This is a genomic window from Frondihabitans sp. VKM Ac-2883 (assembly GCF_015350875.1).
In the GTDB taxonomy this organism is placed as follows: domain Bacteria; phylum Actinomycetota; class Actinomycetes; order Actinomycetales; family Microbacteriaceae; genus Frondihabitans.
This window is the reverse complement of the sequence record NZ_JADKSF010000007.1, coordinates 149,489-164,661: the sequence shown is the minus strand read 5'-3', so window position 1 is coordinate 164,661 and position 15,173 is coordinate 149,489. Positions and strand designations below refer to the sequence as shown.

The 15,173-nt window shown below is 69.0% G+C and carries 15 protein-coding genes; 5 read left to right on the top strand and 10 right to left on the bottom strand.

The genetic code is table 11. The features are described 5' to 3' along the window. Positions 1 to 23: 23 nt before the first annotated feature. The 3 genes from ITJ49_RS13815 to ITJ49_RS13805 form a co-directional block, all read right to left on the bottom strand. Positions 24 to 2,819, bottom strand: a complete 2,796-nt coding sequence (locus ITJ49_RS13815) for a hypothetical protein (RefSeq protein WP_194606188.1) — start codon at positions 2,817 to 2,819, stop codon at positions 24 to 26. A gap of 165 nt (positions 2,820 to 2,984) precedes the next feature. Continuing rightward, positions 2,985 to 4,052 carry a glycoside hydrolase family 6 protein gene (locus ITJ49_RS13810; protein WP_194606187.1) on the bottom strand — a complete coding sequence of 356 codons (1,068 nt, stop codon included), beginning with the start codon at positions 4,050 to 4,052 and terminating at the stop codon, positions 2,985 to 2,987. Between the two features lie 152 nt (positions 4,053 to 4,204). Continuing rightward, a complete protein-coding gene (locus ITJ49_RS13805; RefSeq protein WP_194606186.1) occupies positions 4,205 to 5,419 on the bottom strand; it encodes a multidrug effflux MFS transporter in 1,215 nt (404 codons plus the stop codon). A gap of 40 nt (positions 5,420 to 5,459) precedes the next feature. On the opposite strand from ITJ49_RS13805, the gene ITJ49_RS13800 reads away from it, so the two are divergent. Further along, positions 5,460 to 5,960, top strand: coding sequence for a MarR family winged helix-turn-helix transcriptional regulator (locus tag ITJ49_RS13800; protein ID WP_194606185.1), 501 nt, complete (start codon positions 5,460 to 5,462; stop codon positions 5,958 to 5,960). A gap of 132 nt (positions 5,961 to 6,092) precedes the next feature. Here ITJ49_RS13800 and ITJ49_RS13795 read toward each other — a convergent pair whose 3' ends face one another. Further along, complete coding sequence (locus ITJ49_RS13795) at positions 6,093 to 7,340, bottom strand: mannosyltransferase family protein (RefSeq protein ID WP_194606184.1); 1,248 nt, start codon at positions 7,338 to 7,340, stop codon at positions 6,093 to 6,095. Between the two features lie 83 nt (positions 7,341 to 7,423). On the opposite strand from ITJ49_RS13795, the gene ITJ49_RS13790 reads away from it, so the two are divergent. Both ITJ49_RS13790 and ITJ49_RS13785 read left to right on the top strand, forming a co-directional pair. Then, the gene (locus ITJ49_RS13790; RefSeq protein ID WP_055961509.1) at positions 7,424 to 8,002 is read left to right on the top strand and encodes a molybdopterin-dependent oxidoreductase; all 579 of its coding nucleotides are present in this window, start codon (positions 7,424 to 7,426) and stop codon (positions 8,000 to 8,002) included. 37 nt (positions 8,003 to 8,039) lie between these two features. Next, on the top strand, positions 8,040 to 8,759 hold the full coding sequence (locus tag ITJ49_RS13785) for an FAD-binding oxidoreductase (protein WP_370544524.1): 720 nt from the start codon (positions 8,040 to 8,042) through the stop codon (positions 8,757 to 8,759). Positions 8,760 to 8,845: 86 nt separating this feature from the next. Here ITJ49_RS13785 and ITJ49_RS13780 read toward each other — a convergent pair whose 3' ends face one another. The 3 genes from ITJ49_RS13780 to ITJ49_RS13770 form a co-directional block, all read right to left on the bottom strand. Next, the gene (locus tag ITJ49_RS13780; protein WP_194606182.1) at positions 8,846 to 9,877 is read right to left on the bottom strand and encodes an aldo/keto reductase; all 1,032 of its coding nucleotides are present in this window, start codon (positions 9,875 to 9,877) and stop codon (positions 8,846 to 8,848) included. A gap of 69 nt (positions 9,878 to 9,946) precedes the next feature. Beyond that, on the bottom strand, positions 9,947 to 10,306 hold the full coding sequence (locus ITJ49_RS13775; protein WP_194606181.1) for a hypothetical protein: 360 nt from the start codon (positions 10,304 to 10,306) through the stop codon (positions 9,947 to 9,949). 38 nt (positions 10,307 to 10,344) lie between these two features. Continuing rightward, a complete protein-coding gene (locus ITJ49_RS13770; protein ID WP_194606180.1) occupies positions 10,345 to 11,505 on the bottom strand; it encodes an acyl-CoA desaturase in 1,161 nt (386 codons plus the stop codon). A gap of 194 nt (positions 11,506 to 11,699) precedes the next feature. Between ITJ49_RS13770 and ITJ49_RS13765 the strand changes: the two genes are divergently transcribed. Continuing rightward, a complete protein-coding gene (locus ITJ49_RS13765) occupies positions 11,700 to 12,398 on the top strand; it encodes a DUF308 domain-containing protein (RefSeq protein ID WP_194606179.1) in 699 nt (232 codons plus the stop codon). Then, the gene (locus tag ITJ49_RS13760; RefSeq protein ID WP_199726129.1) at positions 12,395 to 12,682 is read left to right on the top strand and encodes a hypothetical protein; all 288 of its coding nucleotides are present in this window, start codon (positions 12,395 to 12,397) and stop codon (positions 12,680 to 12,682) included. Before ITJ49_RS13765 ends, ITJ49_RS13760 begins: the two co-directional genes overlap by 4 nt. A gap of 134 nt (positions 12,683 to 12,816) precedes the next feature. Here ITJ49_RS13760 and purB read toward each other — a convergent pair whose 3' ends face one another. The 3 genes from purB to ITJ49_RS13745 are packed head-to-tail and all read right to left on the bottom strand — an operon-like array spanning position 12,817 to position 15,161. After that, positions 12,817 to 14,199, bottom strand: a complete 1,383-nt coding sequence (purB, locus tag ITJ49_RS13755) for an adenylosuccinate lyase (RefSeq protein ID WP_194606178.1) — start codon at positions 14,197 to 14,199, stop codon at positions 12,817 to 12,819. Next, complete coding sequence (locus tag ITJ49_RS13750) at positions 14,196 to 14,753, bottom strand: low molecular weight protein-tyrosine-phosphatase (RefSeq protein WP_194606177.1); 558 nt, start codon at positions 14,751 to 14,753, stop codon at positions 14,196 to 14,198. The genes purB and ITJ49_RS13750 overlap by 4 nt, the downstream gene beginning before the upstream one ends. A 3-nt stretch (positions 14,754 to 14,756) precedes the next feature. Then, positions 14,757 to 15,161: a phage holin family protein gene (locus ITJ49_RS13745; protein WP_055961492.1), complete on the bottom strand. Its 405-nt coding sequence runs from the start codon at positions 15,159 to 15,161 to the stop codon at positions 14,757 to 14,759. Between the last annotated feature and the right edge of the window lie 12 nt (positions 15,162 to 15,173).

Genomic DNA, 15,173 nt, shown 5'->3' with positions numbered 1-15,173 from the left:
TCGGAGTGCCGCCCCGGCCCCGCCTACTTCTTCGCCGCCACGGTGAACGACCCCGCCGCCCGATGCGCCGACCCGTATCCGGTCGCCGTCAGCAGGTGCTTGCCCGCCTTAAGACTGGCCGTCTTCGTCACCGGAAAGCGAATCGTGCCCTTCGAGCCGGCCGTGATCGTCTGCAGGACGACGCGTCCGTCGATCGTCGCCTTCACTCGCTCACCCACCCGGAACCCGGCTGCGCTGAGTGCCACCGCTTTACCGGGCGTGACCGTCGCCGGGCTCGCGCTGATCGTCGTCGCCGGGGCCTGGGCCTCCGCGCAGGGGTCGCCGGCTTTGCCGACGGCCGGGGCCGACGCGACGGGGCGACCCTTGTCGGTGATCACCCCGTCGTCTTCGCGGACGGTCAGCTGGCCGATCGAGTCGCCGATGATCACGCCCCCCTGCGTGTTGCTGAGGGTCATGCCGTAGCCGGTAAGGGGCTGATTGGATGCCTTCTTGTCACCCAGCAGAGGAATGCTGACGGCCTTGCAGGTCTGCCCGGGCTGGAACGTGACCTTCTGCATCACCGCGCCGACCCGGTCGTCGTAGGCGTAGTCGAGGTCGAAGTAGACGGCCCCGGTCGAGACAGCCGGCTTCGACAGGACGATCGCGGCTTTGGCGCTGGCGCGCCCGTTGCCCTCATCGATGGTGCGGTTCGCCAGGCTGGCTGCGACTCGCGTCGCACCGCCCGGAGTGCCGAGGGTCGGGGTGGGCAGCAGCGACAGGTCACTGAGAAGGATCCCGCCGTTCTTGGCGGGCACGTCGATGGTGACCTCGGTCACGGCGGTGAGATCGACGGCACCCGCGCCGGCGCCCGTACCAGCGATCGCGAAGGCCGAGAGGGGGATTCGCGCCTGCTGCAGCAGGGTCTTGCGCGGTGCACCGGAGCTCCCCGGCAGCACCTGGCCGGCGTCGCTGAAGTCGGAGAGGCGCCTGGTCGACACCTTTCCGGCGGCGTCGTGCAGGCTGATCGAGACGTCGGCGGCCTTGGTCGCCTTATCGTCGGGAGTGAGTCGCAGCGAGAGTGTCGAGAAGCCCGAGAAGTCGCGAGCGGCCGCGGCGACGGGCACGTGCACCTCACCGCCGGTCTTCTTCGCCTTCGAAACGACGTGCAGCGACGGGGTCGACGGCACCGACGGTGCCAGGTAGGCCTCGGTGAAGTCGGGCACCGTCGTCACGTAGCCGTCGACGCAGGCGGGCAGGGCCGGCGCTGCGCCGTAGCCCATCGCGCTCGCGCAGGTGACGGCGGTGATGTCACCAGAAGTCGTCACCGAAGGATCCTTCGTGGTGAAGAGGGCGAGATCCCGCCGGGTGGCACCCGGGAGCGAGGCCGACACTCGCAGGTCGGCGTCGCTTATGCTCGCCGGCTGGCGGTTGCTTCCGTCGAACATCGGCAGGAACCGCTGGTCGCCGCCGAGGGTGAGGCGGAAGAATCCGCTGATCAGGGTGGTGCCGACCGCCGACTGGCGATCCGCCGACAGGCGCGTGGTCGTCGCCGACTTCGCCCCGCAGACCGCGTCTTCGTCGTCGTACCAGTCGTCGGACGACGCCAGCTTGTACTTGCTGGGCGTCCAGATCGAGTTGAAGAAGTTGTGGTCGGCGCCCATGACCAGCACGGAGGAGCGCAGCACGTCGTCGCCGAAGGCCGTCCGGGAGTCGTCGTAGAAGTGCTGCCCCTGCAGATCGGAGACGTCGCCGTCGCAGTAGGGGAGCACCACGGCCATGTTCGTTGCGGGAAGGGTCATACGCCCGAAGTCGGTCGGGGCGAGGGGGAGGACGGCCTTGATCCCGAACGGGGTGGCGCGCTGCTGGTTGAGCAGCGCAGCGCGGACGACGCCGTCGCCGCCGCGCGAGTGCCCCATGAGGCCGACGTCGTTCAGGTCGAGCTTTCCGGCGAGCAGGGGCGACAGGCCGGGGGCCGTGCCGGCGTCGGCGCGCTTGAGGAGGTCGAGGTGGTCGAGCACGAGCTGGCCTCGGGCCACCGCTCCGCCGTCGTCGGCGAGCGAGCCGTCGAGGGCATTGATGGCATTCGCCGAGATCGAGACGACCACGTAGCCGTTGCTCGCCAGCGCGTTGGCCGCCGAGTTGTAGCCGAGGTAGCTCGGAATCTCGGTCTGGTGGCGTGTGCACGGCCACGCCTGCTCGCTGGGGAGACCCCCGACGCAGGCTTCGTGGCGACCGTGCAGGAAGACGACGACCGGGCGTTTGCCGGGGCCATCCGTCGGCACGAAGACCGCCGCGCGCATCTCGCCCTTGCGACCGCCGAATCCGCGGAGGGTGACGGCCTCGTCGCCGAGGTTGTAGTCGGCGCGGGCGACGGTGTACTGCCCGGTGGCCGCCGGGTCGGTCGAGAGCGGTGTCGGCTTGTTGTCGGGGGTGACGAGGGGGGTCGCGTCGGCAGCCGCGGCACCGGTAGAAGACGCGTCGGAGTCGCTCGACCAGCCGAGATCGACCGATTGCGCGCTCGCGGCGGCGGGATCGGTGGTAGTCACGGTCAGCTGACGCCGGTCGAGGCTCTCGGCCGCAATTCCGACCGTCTGACCGTCGACCTTCAGCACGGGGGCGGCACCGCGCAGGGGCACCGGCGAGTCGACGTCGAGCTTGACCTCGTAGCCACCCGCCGTCTTGGTGACCGTCCAGTCGGAGCCCTCGGCAACGGGCGCACCCGCGGCGGCATGCGCCGGAGTGGCGAGCGCGGTGCCCGCCAGGGCCAGCGCGCAGGCGACGGCGGCGGCGCCGAGAAGCCGGCCCCGCATCCGTGTGCGGATTGTCGTCGTTCGACCCATGATCGTCCCCTCGTGCAAGCAGGGGGAGCGCCAGCGCGTCCCCCGCCGGTCACACTAGGGCACCGAGCGGCAGCGGCGCGAGCACCTTTCGGTGCGGTCGAACGCCGACCGGAGAACGGAGCGCAGGATCCTGCGGTTCGCCGCTCCGGCTTCGGTCGGGGGCGCTCAGCTCCCGGCCGCGTTGCGGACGAGACGCTCGGCGTACGACGCGAACCACACGCCGGCGTCGGGCCCGCCGTTGCAGTTGCCGTCGCTGATGCCGGGGGTCTTGACCCAGAGCAGTGCGTCGAGCCCGGTGGTGCCGTCGGTGGCGTGCGGCTGCTGGCCGAGCCCAGCGCCGTCGGGGTTGCACCAGGTGCCCTTCCAGCCCTGACCGTTGCGGGAGACGTCGATGACGTAGTGCGAGTCGCCGGTCAGTGCCGACACCTTCTCGGCGAAGGCCCGTTCGTCGTCGACCCCGTAGAAGCTGGCGACGTTGGTGAAGAAGCCGCGGGCGTCTTCGATGCCGGCCTTGTCAAGCCGATCGGCGATCACGTCGGGCTGGACCCAGTTCGAGTTGCCGGCGTCGAGGTAGGCCGGGATCTTCGCGGCCTTCAACTGCTCGACGGTCTTCTTGATGAGGGGGAGTCGCCGGTCGGTCTCATCGGGGCAGTTGCTCAGCATCGCGAGCGAGTCGGGCTCGATGAGCACGGCCGCGCGGTGGCCCTCGAGGGTGTCGGCGATCGCCTGCGTCCAGATCGGGTACTCCTCGGCGCTCCAGCCGCCGGCCGAGTAGTCGCCGCAGTCGCGGTTCGGGATCGCGTAGAGCACGAACACCGGGGTGGTGCCCTCGGCCTCGGCCGCTTTCACGTTCGCGCTCACGACCTTCTTCACCTTCTCGACGCTGTACTGGTCGCCGAGCCACATCGCGACCGGCGTCTGCGCGATCTCGTCGGCGGCTGCTGCGGCACGATCGTTGCCCTTGTCGCGAAGGCTCTTCGCCGCGCGAGCCGCAAGGCTGTCCTTTTCGCGGTAGAGGCCGCCCTCGAAGATCATCGACGTGGGTTCGTTCTGGATCGTCACGGGGGCCTTCGTGCTGCGTTCCGGGGTGGGCTCGGGGCTCGGCTGGCCCGCTGTGCAGGCGCTGGCGAGAAGGGCCAGCCCCGCGGCGATCGCGGCGACTGCGAGGGAGCGTCTGCGGTGCGGGTGGCGCGAGCGGCGCGTGAGGTGCGGTCGTGCGGTGCGATGAGTCATCGGGCCCCGATCGGCGAAGAGGTTCGGTGGGCGCCCTGCTTCGCACGCGCCTCCAGTTCACCACGCCCCCTTCGCCCAGGGCAATCGTTGCCGCCCGGCGAGACCTCGAATTCGACGTCCCGCCGGGGCGAAAACCCGTCGATTCTGAGGTCTCAGCGCCGCCGAGCTGCCAGGGCGAAAGAGGCGACCGCGATCACGGCAGCGGCCACCATCACGACGGCCAGCGGCAGCGCGGTGTGCTCGCCGCCGAGCCCGACGAGCGGTGAGACGAGCGCCGCGAGGGCGAACTGGAGCGCGCCGAGCACGGCTGAGCCGGTTCCGGCTGCTCGCGGCACGGCGGAGAGGGCAAGGGCTGTGGCGTTTCCGAGCACGAGGCCGAGGCTCGTGACCGCGACGAAGAGCGGCACGGGCAGCCATGCCGTGGGGGCGCCGAGCAACACCAGCGCGAGAATGGCGAGTGTCGCCACCAGGATCAGCGCGAGACCCACCCCGACCAGCGACCGCTCGGGCCGGGTCGCGGCGAGCTTGGCCGAGATCGCGCTCATTGCGACGAGCCCGACCGCGTTGAGCCCGAACAGGAGGCCGTACTGGGGTGCCGACAGTCCGATCATGGTCTGGTAGACGAACGGCGAGGCCGAGATGTAGGCCATCATGACGGCGAACGCGAAGGCGAACGCCAGCGTGTTGCCGACGAAGACGCGCGAGCGGAGATCGCGAAGACCCGAGGATCCGGCCGCCGCCGCCGACACTGCGGCCGCTCTCCGCTCGGGCGTGTGCGACTCCCGCACCACCGCCGCGACCGCGATCGCGCTGACGGCCACGATCCCGAAGACGACCCAGAGGATCCCGCGCCACCCGATGCTCGACACCAGCAGGCTCCCGACGAGCGGTGCGACGACCGGGGCGACTCCGCCGACGATCATCATGAGGCTGAACGCCTTCGCGGCGGCCTTGCCGACGGCGAGGTCGGAGATGATCGCGCGTCCGATCACCATGCCGGCTGCACCGGTCAGGCCCTGCACGAGTCGTGCGGCGATGAGGATCCCGATGGTTGGGGCGAGAGCTGCGACCGCGCTGGCGGCGATGCAGATCACGGCGCCGATGAGGAGGGGACGGAGTCGTCCGAAGCGGTCGGAGAGGGGGCCGAAGACGAGCTGGCCGATCGCGATGCCGATCAGGAACGCGGTCAGCGAGAGCTGCACGGCCGTAGCGCTCGTGTCGAGTTCACGGGTCATCACCGGGAACGCCGAGAGGTAGAGGTCGGTGCCGAACGGGGCGAGGGCGGAGAGGAGGGCGAGGACGACGAGGAGACCCGGGGTCAATCCCCTGTGGCCCGTGGGCTGCGCGATCGTGGCGGTGGTAGTCATAGTTATAGAACTATAAGGGAACGACGGCTAGTGTGTAAGCATGACTTCCGGATCCGTCGACGCGTCCACCTGGGCGGAGATCGCCGACCGCATTCTGGTCATCGCCCGCGAGCTCCAGACCCACGGTCTTCCCGACGATGTGATTCACCTCGTCGGCTCCGAGCAGAACGTCATCCGCTTCATCCACCGCAACCCCGGGTCGAGCCCGAGTGCCGTCGCGGCCGGAACGGGGCTCCAGCGCAGCAACCTGAGCTCGGCTCTCCGTGCCCTCGAAGCGCACGGCCTGGTCGAGCGTCGAGCCGACCCGGACGACGCCCGCCGCATCCAGCTCTGGCACACGGTCAAGGCCGATGCGAACCTCGCGCGCCTGCAAGACGGTCGCGCCGAAACCATGCTCAGCGCCGTGGCCGCGGCCGACGGGTCGCACCCGACAGCTACGGATGTCGAGCGGACGCTGGCCGTGCTCGACCTCGTCGAGGAGGGCATCGCGCACCAACGGCAGGCGTCGGCCGGGTTCGAGAGCCGGCCCGACGGATCCTGAGGGCGGCCCCGCTCCGCACCCCCGCTCCGAATTTGAAGGAAAAACCTGCACCGGCCGACGGTCTCATGGCGATCGGCCGGGGTGGCATGCCGGTTTCTCCTTCGAATTTGCAGCCGGCGCCGAACGGGGCGGCTACGGCGGCCCGGTCAGCCACAGCGTCACCGCGGCCGTGATCTGCAACCCCATGCCCGAGGCCAGCATGAGTCTCCGGATCGCCCGGTGGTGGGTGACGCTGTCGACGGCGAGCACCGGGGCAAGCGGCATGATCAACCGCGGCAGACTCCACTGCGGCAGGAACACGGCGAACAGGTAGAGCGCGTACGACGTCAAGAAGGCCCTTACGTCGAGCCCGAGTCGACGGAGCGACGGCTTGTTCATTCCCCAGAACCAGAGTGCGACGATCGCCAGCGCAACGACCGCGCCGAGAATGCCGAGCCAGTGGACGGTCATGAAGAACCACGGTGTGAGAGGGATGAAGGGCGGCTTGTAGCCGATCATGTCGGTCCACCACGACATCTCCGTCTCGAGGTAGGCGTCGCCTCGACCGGTGAAGGCGGCGGCGATGAACGGCCACGCCAGACCCGCCGCGGCAATTGCCAGGCCGCTGAGCACGGCGATCACGCGTTCGGCTCTCGGGAACTCGTCGCGGTGCTTGACGAAGCGGTACACGACGACGATCAGCAGGGCGAGGGCGAGGGCGACCGCTCCGGGGCGAGTGAAGGATCCGAGCACTCCGCACCAGGTGAGGATCCCGTAGCGGCGCTTCATCAACGCCCACATCCCGGCGAACAGGAAGAACAGGAACATGCTCTCGGCGTAGCCGGTCTGCAGGATGAATCCCATTGCGCCGAAGCAGAAGAACGTCGTTCCCCAGAGAGCTCCGAGCGCGTCGACGCGGAGACGCAGAAACTTGTGGAGCATGACGGCCGCGAGCCCGCCGAAGACCGTCGCGACGAGCACGGCGACCGTGCCGGTCTCCCATCCGGTGAGCTGGGCGATGAGCCGGTTGGTCCAGGGGAAGACCGGGAGGAACGCCCACGCATTCGACTGGACGGCGCCGGTCGCATCGACGGGGAGGTGCTGCGGGTAGCCGTGCTCGGCGATGCTCGTGTAGAAGCGGGCATCCCAGACGTTAAGAAAGCCGATCAGGCCGCCCGTCGGGCCCGCGTCGACGTAGCCGTTGCCGTAGTGACCGGGGTCGGAGGCGGCGATCCGGTACAGCACGAACATCAGTGCCGTGGAGAAGACCCGAGAGATGGCGTAGATGACGACTACGGCCACCCACGACGGCATCCGCTGGGCCGCGGCCAGGAGTCGGGAGGGAGCTGCGGCGGGTGCGGTCGACGCGGCTTCGACCGCGATGGGTTCCTGTGCCAGCACAAGTGATTGTAGGCAGGTGGAGCACGCGCCTTTCACTCACGAGCGAGCGGTGCCATGCTGAAGGCCCGAGCTGAGGAGGCGCCGTGGTCGGATTCACCGGTTTTGCCAGCAGGCGTCGCGCGGATCCTGCGCTCCCGCCCGGTCAGTATCTGGAGAAGGGCTTTCCGGTTCTCGCGACCGGCCCCGACCCCCAGATCAAGCGCTGGGAGCTGCAGATCGCGACCGAGAACGGCGCGAAGTCGCTCTCGTGGGACGACTTTCTCGCTCTGCCGCAGGAGACGATCGCGACCGACATCCACTGCGTCACGAGTTGGTCGAAGCTCGGCACGAACTGGCGGGGAGTCTCGCTCGACACCCTCTTCGACGGCCTCGAGACGACGCACGAGTTCGCGATGGCCCGCAGCTATGGCGGCTACACGACCAATCTGCCGCTCGCCGACCTGCTCGGCGGCAAGGCCTGGATCGTGCACGAGTTCGAGGGGGAGCCGCTCCGCAGCGAGCACGGCGGCCCGGCCCGCCTCTTCGTGCCGCACCTGTATTTCTGGAAGAGCGCGAAGTGGGTACAGGGCATTCAGACGATGCCGGTGAATACGCCCGGTTTCTGGGAGGGGCTCGGCTACCACGCGCACGGCGACCCGTGGAAGGAAGAGCGCTACTCGTGACGGCCGAGTGACGAACGCGTGGCGCCCAGCCGTGTGCGTGGGCGCTCGTGACGAGACCTCGACGGCGCGCAGCATCCGGCTCCGGGTGGAGGGCCTCGGCCCGGTCGTTCCTGGCCAGCACGTCGACGTGCGCCTCACCGCCGACGACGGCTACCAGGCTGTGCGGTCGTATTCGCTCTCGGCCGTTCCCGGCGGGCCGCCTCTCGTCTCGCCCCTCGCCGACGACGAGGTCGAGCTCACCGTCGAAGAGCTTCCCGACGGCGAGGTCTCCCCGTACCTCGTCGGCGGACTCGAACCGGGCGACCCCCTCGAGATTCGCGGGCCGATCGGCGGCTGGTTCGTCTGGCACGAGACTCAGCCGGAGCCGGTGCAGCTGATCGCCGGCGGGTCGGGAGTCGCGCCCCTCATGGCCATGCTCCGGGCGCGCTCGGCCGGTGCCGGCACCGCGCCGTTCCGGTTGCTCTACTCGCTGCGCGATCCCGAGGCCGAGTACTACCGTGCCGAGTTGGCCGAGCGGGAGCGGTCAGGATCCTTCTCGGTCGCCCGGGTCTGGACCCGTCGCGCCCCCGAGGGCGTCACCACGACGATCGGCCGCCTCGACGCCGAGCGTCTCGCGTCGCTCGTCTTCCCGCCCAACGCTGGCGCGTCGTTCTACGTCTGCGGCCCGAACGGGTTTGTCGCCGCAGTGTCGGAGGCGCTGGTCGAGCTCGGCCACGACCCGGCAACGATCCGCACCGAGCGCTTCGGCGGGGTCTAGGTCGTGCGGTGCCCCGAGTGCCGCCAAATGCCACGGCTCTTGCGCCGCTGCCGGCAATCGGCGGCACTCGCGAAGTGGCCCCGACCCTAGCGACCGCCTTCGATCTTCCGGTTCCGCTGCGCCGCGCCGGCCACCCCGTACGGGTAGTCGTCGGCCTGTGGGGCGCTCGCCGCGCTGAGCCGTGCCACGTCGTCGTCGCTGAGCCCGAGACCGGAGGCGCCGAGGTTGTCGACGAGCTGCTCGACCGAGCGGGCTCCGAGGATCACGCTCGTGACGGTCGGCTGGGCGAGCAGCCAGGCGATCGCGACCTGCGAGGCGGTTGCTCCATGCTCCGTCGCGATCGATTGCACGGCGTCGAGCACGTCCCAGGTGCGCGGGTCGGCGTTGCGGGCCTCCCACGCCTCCATGCCCCGTGCCGGGTTCTCGCCGAGTCGCGACGCACCGGTGGGTGCCTCGTCGCGCTTGTACTTGCCCGTCAGCCAGCCGCCGCCGAGCGGCGACCACGGGAGCAGGCCGATTCCGGCGTCGGCGGATGCCGGCACGACCTCGTGCTCGATGTCGCGCACGAGCAGCGAATACTGCGGCTGCAGGGTGACGGGCGGCACGAAGCCGAGCGCCTGAGCGCGGTGGACGGCTTTGGTGAGCTGCCAGCCCAGGTAGTTCGAGAAGCCGTAGTAGCCGATCTTGCCGGCGGCGACGGCGTCGTCGAGAAAGCGCAGGGTCTCGTCGATCGGAGTCAGGGCGTCCCACGCGTGCATCTGGTAGAGGTCGACGTGGTCGACGCCGAGGCGCGTGAGCGACGCGTCGAGCGCCGTGCGCAGGTGGCGGCGCGAGAGACCGAGGTCATTCGGCCCCTCGCCCATCGGAAACCGGCCTTTGGTCGCGATGACCACCTGCTCGGCCTCGGTGGGGTGTGCCTTCAGCCAGTGCCCGATGATGGTTTCTGACACACCGGACGAATACACGTCGGCGGTGTCGATGAAGGTGCCGCCGTGTTCGACGAAGGTGTCGAGCAGGGCGTGCGAGGTGGCTTCGTCGGCTTCGGCGCCGAACGTCATCGTTCCGAGTGTCAGCTCTGACACGACGGCTCCCGAGGAGCCCAGGTTTCTATAGTCCATGCGCGTGACGCTAGTCCGTGAGCGCTCACTCGGTCAGCCACGCGGAGAACTGCGGCCAATTGAGAACTCTCAGAGTCGCCGGAACAGCCGCCGCAGCCGCCCCGTCCACTCGTCCGTCAGCCCGTTCGACAGCGCCGCGATGCCCGCCGCGCCCTCCACCGTGGTGAGCTCAGGGAGCGACCGTTGCACGTAGTAGGTGCGCGCCGTCTGAAGACTCACGAACGTCAGGTCGAGTTCGACGGCGGCGGAGCGCAGGATCCTGAGCCGCTGCTCCTCGGGCAGGTCGCCGCTCTCCGCCAGCAGCGCGACGCTCGGCGACTCCACGCCGTCCGCGAGCCACGCCTGTGCCCGCCCGGCCAGCCCGTCGACGTCGTGGATGCCGAGCATCCGGGCGGCCTCGGCGAGCCGGATGTCGTCGAGGGCGCTCATGCCCGCGAGCCTACCCACGGGGCCGGGAGGCGGCCCGGCTAGCGGGGTCGGTACTCGGCTGCCATCGGGCAGTCGAACGGTACGCGGGCGGCGAGGCCGACACGGTTCAGATACGCGATGACCGTGCCGAATGCCTGGCCGATCGTGGTGCGCGTGTAGGGCACCTGGTGCTCGGAGCAGTGCTCGCGAACGAGCTTCGACGCGGCACGGAGGTGCGGGCGGGCCATGTTCGGGAAGAGGTGGTGCTCGACCTGGTAGTCGAGGCCGCCCATTGCGATGGTCATCCAGCGACCGCCGGTGATGTTGCGCGAGGTGAGTACCTGCTTCGAGAGGAAGTCGACGCGGCTCGACTCGGGGATGATCGGCATGCCGATGTGGTTCGGGGCGAAAGCCGAGCCCATGTAGAGACCGAAGATCGCCAGCTGCACGCCGACGAAGGCGAACGCCATTCCCACCGGCAGGAACCAGAAGATGAGGCCGAGGTAGATGGTGAAGCGTGCTGTGACCATCGCGATCTCGTGCCAGCGCTTGTCGACCTTCTTGCGACCGAACAGCGTCCTGTACGAAAGGAGGTGCAGGTTGACGCCTTCGAACAGCAGGATCGGGAAGAAGATGTAGCCCTGGCGCTGCGTGAAGAGGCGAGAGAGACCGCGCTGCCTAACGGCGTCCTGCTCAAGGAACGAGACCGTGTCGTAGGCGATGTCGGTGTCGCGACCGATCGTGTTTGGGTTGCCGTGGTGCTTGGTGTGCTTCGACGTCCACCAGGCGTAGCTCATGCCGACGACGCCCGAGGCGAGGATCCGGCCGACCCGGTCGCTCGTCACACCCGATGCGAACACCTGGCGGTGAGCGGTCTCGTGCGCCAGGAACGCGTACTGCGTGAAGATGAGGCCGATGCCGGCGGCGATGAGCAGCTGGAACCAGCTGTCGCCGAGCAGGACGGATCCGGTCACGGCGGCGGCGAGCAGCAGGGTTACGCCCACGAACATGGCGACATAGAACCCGGTGCGGCGCTCGAGGAGTCCGGCATCGCGCACTTTCGCGAGCAACGCCGTGTAGGTGCTGATCGGCTTCGAGGTCTCACCCGAGGTGGTGCCGCGGAACCCCGCGGGCAGCTCGGCGTGGTTTCGGACGCGCATCGGCGCCGGGGCCTTTGCAGCGGGCGCGGCCGCGGGGGAATCGAGAACGGTCAAAGTCATCTCCCAGAGGGGATCGACTTCTCAGTCGCGGGTGCGAGCGGGCGCTCGGGTGCAGATAAGCCGACCGTAGTGGCGGTTGCTGAGAAGGCATCGGGAATGGACGGTTGCCGTGCGCTCGACTCCGAGCGACACCGTGAGGCCCCAACGGCGCGCGGGGTAAACTCGATCGTTCCCCCGACCCCGGAAGAAGACACGTGACGGCCACCCACCACGACCCCGCGCTCGACGCGCGGTACTGGCCGGTCCCCGTTCTCCGGGCGGTGCCGCTCCTCGTTCTCGGCCTCGTCACGACGTTTGTCAACGATCACTCGGCCAGTGTCGGTCTCACCGTCTTCGGGTCGACGACGATCGCGGGCGGCATTCTGCTCGCTGTCGCCTCGTGGCGGTATCTCGCCGATGCGTCGAGTCGCACATTGGCCGTCGTGCAGGGCGTCGTCGGCGTCGTCTTCGGTCTCGTCGCACTGCTTGCCCCCTCGGGCGGGCTCCCGACGCTCGTGGCCGTCGTCACCGGCTGGGCCATTATCACGGGCGCCCTCGAGCTCTTCACCGGGCTTCGTCGCCGCCGCCAGAGCCAGCTCGCCCGTGACTGGATGCTGCTCGGCGGGCTCACCCTGGCTCTGGCCCTGGTCTACCTCGTGGTGCCAACCGACTACTCGAAGCAGCTCGGCGGCATCGAAGAGATCCGCGGCACGCTGACGTCGTCAACAATCCTGGTCGGCGTCGTCGGGGCCTACGGCGCCCTCGTCGGCGTCTTCCTCATCATTCAGGGGCTCTCGCTCAAGTGGCAGACCGGCCAGCCAGAGACGTATCGCGCGCCCGGCTCCGGCGCCGCAGAACCCCGCGTCTCGGGCGAGACGCACGACTCGAGCACCGACGGAGCACATTCCTCATGACCACACCCACCAGGCGCGAGCGCGTCCGCCCCGCCGAGCTGCTCGGGCTCTCCGCCGTCTTCGGCCTCTTCACCGGCCTGATCGTCTTGCTTGCCACCCGCGAGATCAACCTCGCCGGCATCTTCCTCTGCATCGCCTTCATCGTCGGCGTGGTGATCCTCGCCATGCTGGCGCTCGCCGCGAAGCCGAACGACGCCGAGCTCCACGAGATCCGCGACGAGAACGGCCGCGTCAAGGGTCTGCTCGAGAACGACGACTTCGACGACCGGCCTTCGCACCACTGAGTCTTCTGGCGCGGCGCGCGCCGGTACGCCGGGCCTCGGACAAGCCTCGTCCATCCGGCGTTCCGGCACGCGCCACGCGGGTACGCACCGCCCCGTCTGAAACAGCAGAGACGGGGCCGAGGATCCCGCCCGACCTACTTCTGCAGGAAGTCGACGAGCGAAGCCGCCAGCCCGACGTACCCGCCCGGCGTCAGCGCGACCAGGCGTGCCTTCGCGTCGTCGCCGATGTCGAGGCCCTCGACGAACGCGATGAGCTCGGCCTGCCCGACCCGGTGGCCGCGGGTCAGTTCTTTGAGCATCGCGTAGGGATCGCTGATCGACGAGCGGCCGGCGGTGATCTCGGCGCGCATGACCGTCTGGATAGCCTCGCCGAGCACCTCCCAGTTGCCGTCGAGGTCGGCGGCCAGTGCGGTGGTGTTGATCGAAATCTCGCCGAGGCCGCGGGTGATGTTGTCGAGCGCGAGGAGCGAGTGGCCGAAGGCCACGCCGATGTTGCGCTGTGCCGACGAGTCGGTGAGGTCGCGCTGCAGGCGGCTCGTGACGAGCGTCTCGGCGAGGGAGGAGAAGAGCGCCGACGAGATCTCGAGGTTCGCCTCGGCGTTCTCGAAGCGGATCGGGTTGATCTTGTGCGGCATCGTCGAGGAGCCGGTCGCGCCGGCGACCGGGATCTGGGTGATGTAGCCCATCGAGATGTAGGTCCAGATGTCGGTGGCGACGTTGTGCAGCACGCGGTTGGCGTGGGCGACTCGGCTGTAGAGCTCGGCCTGCCAGTCGTGCGACTCGATCTGGGTGGTGAGCGGGTTCCAGGTGAGACCGAGCCCCTCGACGAACGAGCGGGAGACGCTGACCCAGTCGACCGTCGGGTCGACTGCGACGTGCGCGGAGAAGGTGCCGGTGGCGCCCGAGAACTTGCCGAGGTACTCCGACGCCGCGATCTGGGAGCGGATGCGCCCGAGGCGGTACGCGTAGACGGCGAACTCCTTGCCGACCGTCGACGGCGTCGCGGGCTGGCCGTGCGTGTGCGACAGGATCGGCGTGGTGGCGTGCTCGCGGGCGAGACCTTCGAACAGGGCGATGACTGTGTCGAACTTCGGCAGCCAGACGTCTTCGACGGCGGCCTTCACGGTCAGCGCATACGAGAGGTTGTTGATGTCTTCGCTCGTCGCGGCGAAGTGCGTCAGCTCGGCGACCCCGTCGAGGCCCAACTCGGCGAGGCGCGCCCGCACGAAGTACTCCACGGCCTTGACGTCGTGGCGGGTGGTGGCCTCGACCACGGCGAGCTCGTCGATGGCGCTCTGGCCGAAGTCGGTGACGACCCGGCGGAGAGCGGCCTTCTGCTCGTCGGACAGCGGCGCGGATCCTGCGAATCGTCGATCGGTCTGATCGATCAGCCACTCGACCTCGACATGCACGCGAGCCCGGTTGAGGCCGGCCTCGCTCAGGTGTTCCCCGAGCCCTTTGACCGCCTGGCGGTAGCGACCGTCGAGAGGGCTGAGAGGCTGCATGGGAAGGCTCATGTGGTCGATCCTTGTCGGAGTGCTGGTTCGATCTGCCGAAACAGCGCGGTCGACGCGTGCTCGACCATGTCGAGCACGGTCTCGAACATCGCGTCGTCGGAGTAGTACGGATCGGGAACGTCAGTCCCGTCGCCGGCGTGAACGGCGGAGCCGTCGCGGTCGAATTTTAGCAGGAGCTGGACTTTCGACCGGTCGTCGTCCGAGGGCGCCCAGCCCTTCAGGATCCGCTCCTGACCGCGATCGAAGACGACGAGGAGGTCGTGCCTGTCGTAGTCCGCCGCCTCGAACTGGCGGGCCCGGTGCTGCGAGCCGTCGAAGCCCCGCCCGGCGAGTGCGGCCACCGTGCGTGAGTCGGCGCGTTCGCCGACGTGCCAGTCGCCGGTGCCCCGCGACGCGACGGTCACCCGATCGCCGTAGCCGGCCTTCTCGACGAGATTGCGGAACACGACCTCGGCCATCGGTGAACGACAGATGTTTCCGGTGCAGACGAAGACGACGCGGAACAGCGTCGGCTTATGGCCGACCTCGTCGAACTCGCTGACCTCGAACGCCATGGGTCAGCGACGGCCGCGCACGTCACCGAAGAGCGGCCGCAGCACGATTCCGATGAGCCAGGCGATGATCGCCAGAACGAGGGCCCCGAGGATCCCCCACCCGAGATTGTCGACGACCAGACCGAACCCGATGAGCTCCGAGACCCAGGCCACCACGAGCAGCAGAATTCCGTTCACGACGAGCGAGATCAGCCCGAGGGTGAGGATGTACAGCGGGAAGGCCACGACGCGGACCACCGTGCCGACGATGCTGTTGACGAGGCCGAAGATGAACGCGACCAGGAGGAAGGTCAGCACGGTGGGCACCACGGTGCCGTCACCGAACGACACGACGTTGACGCCGGAGACGAGAAGCGTCGTGAGCCAGAGGGCGAGCGCGTTGATCACGAGCCGGACGAAGAATCGCATGGGCACAACTAT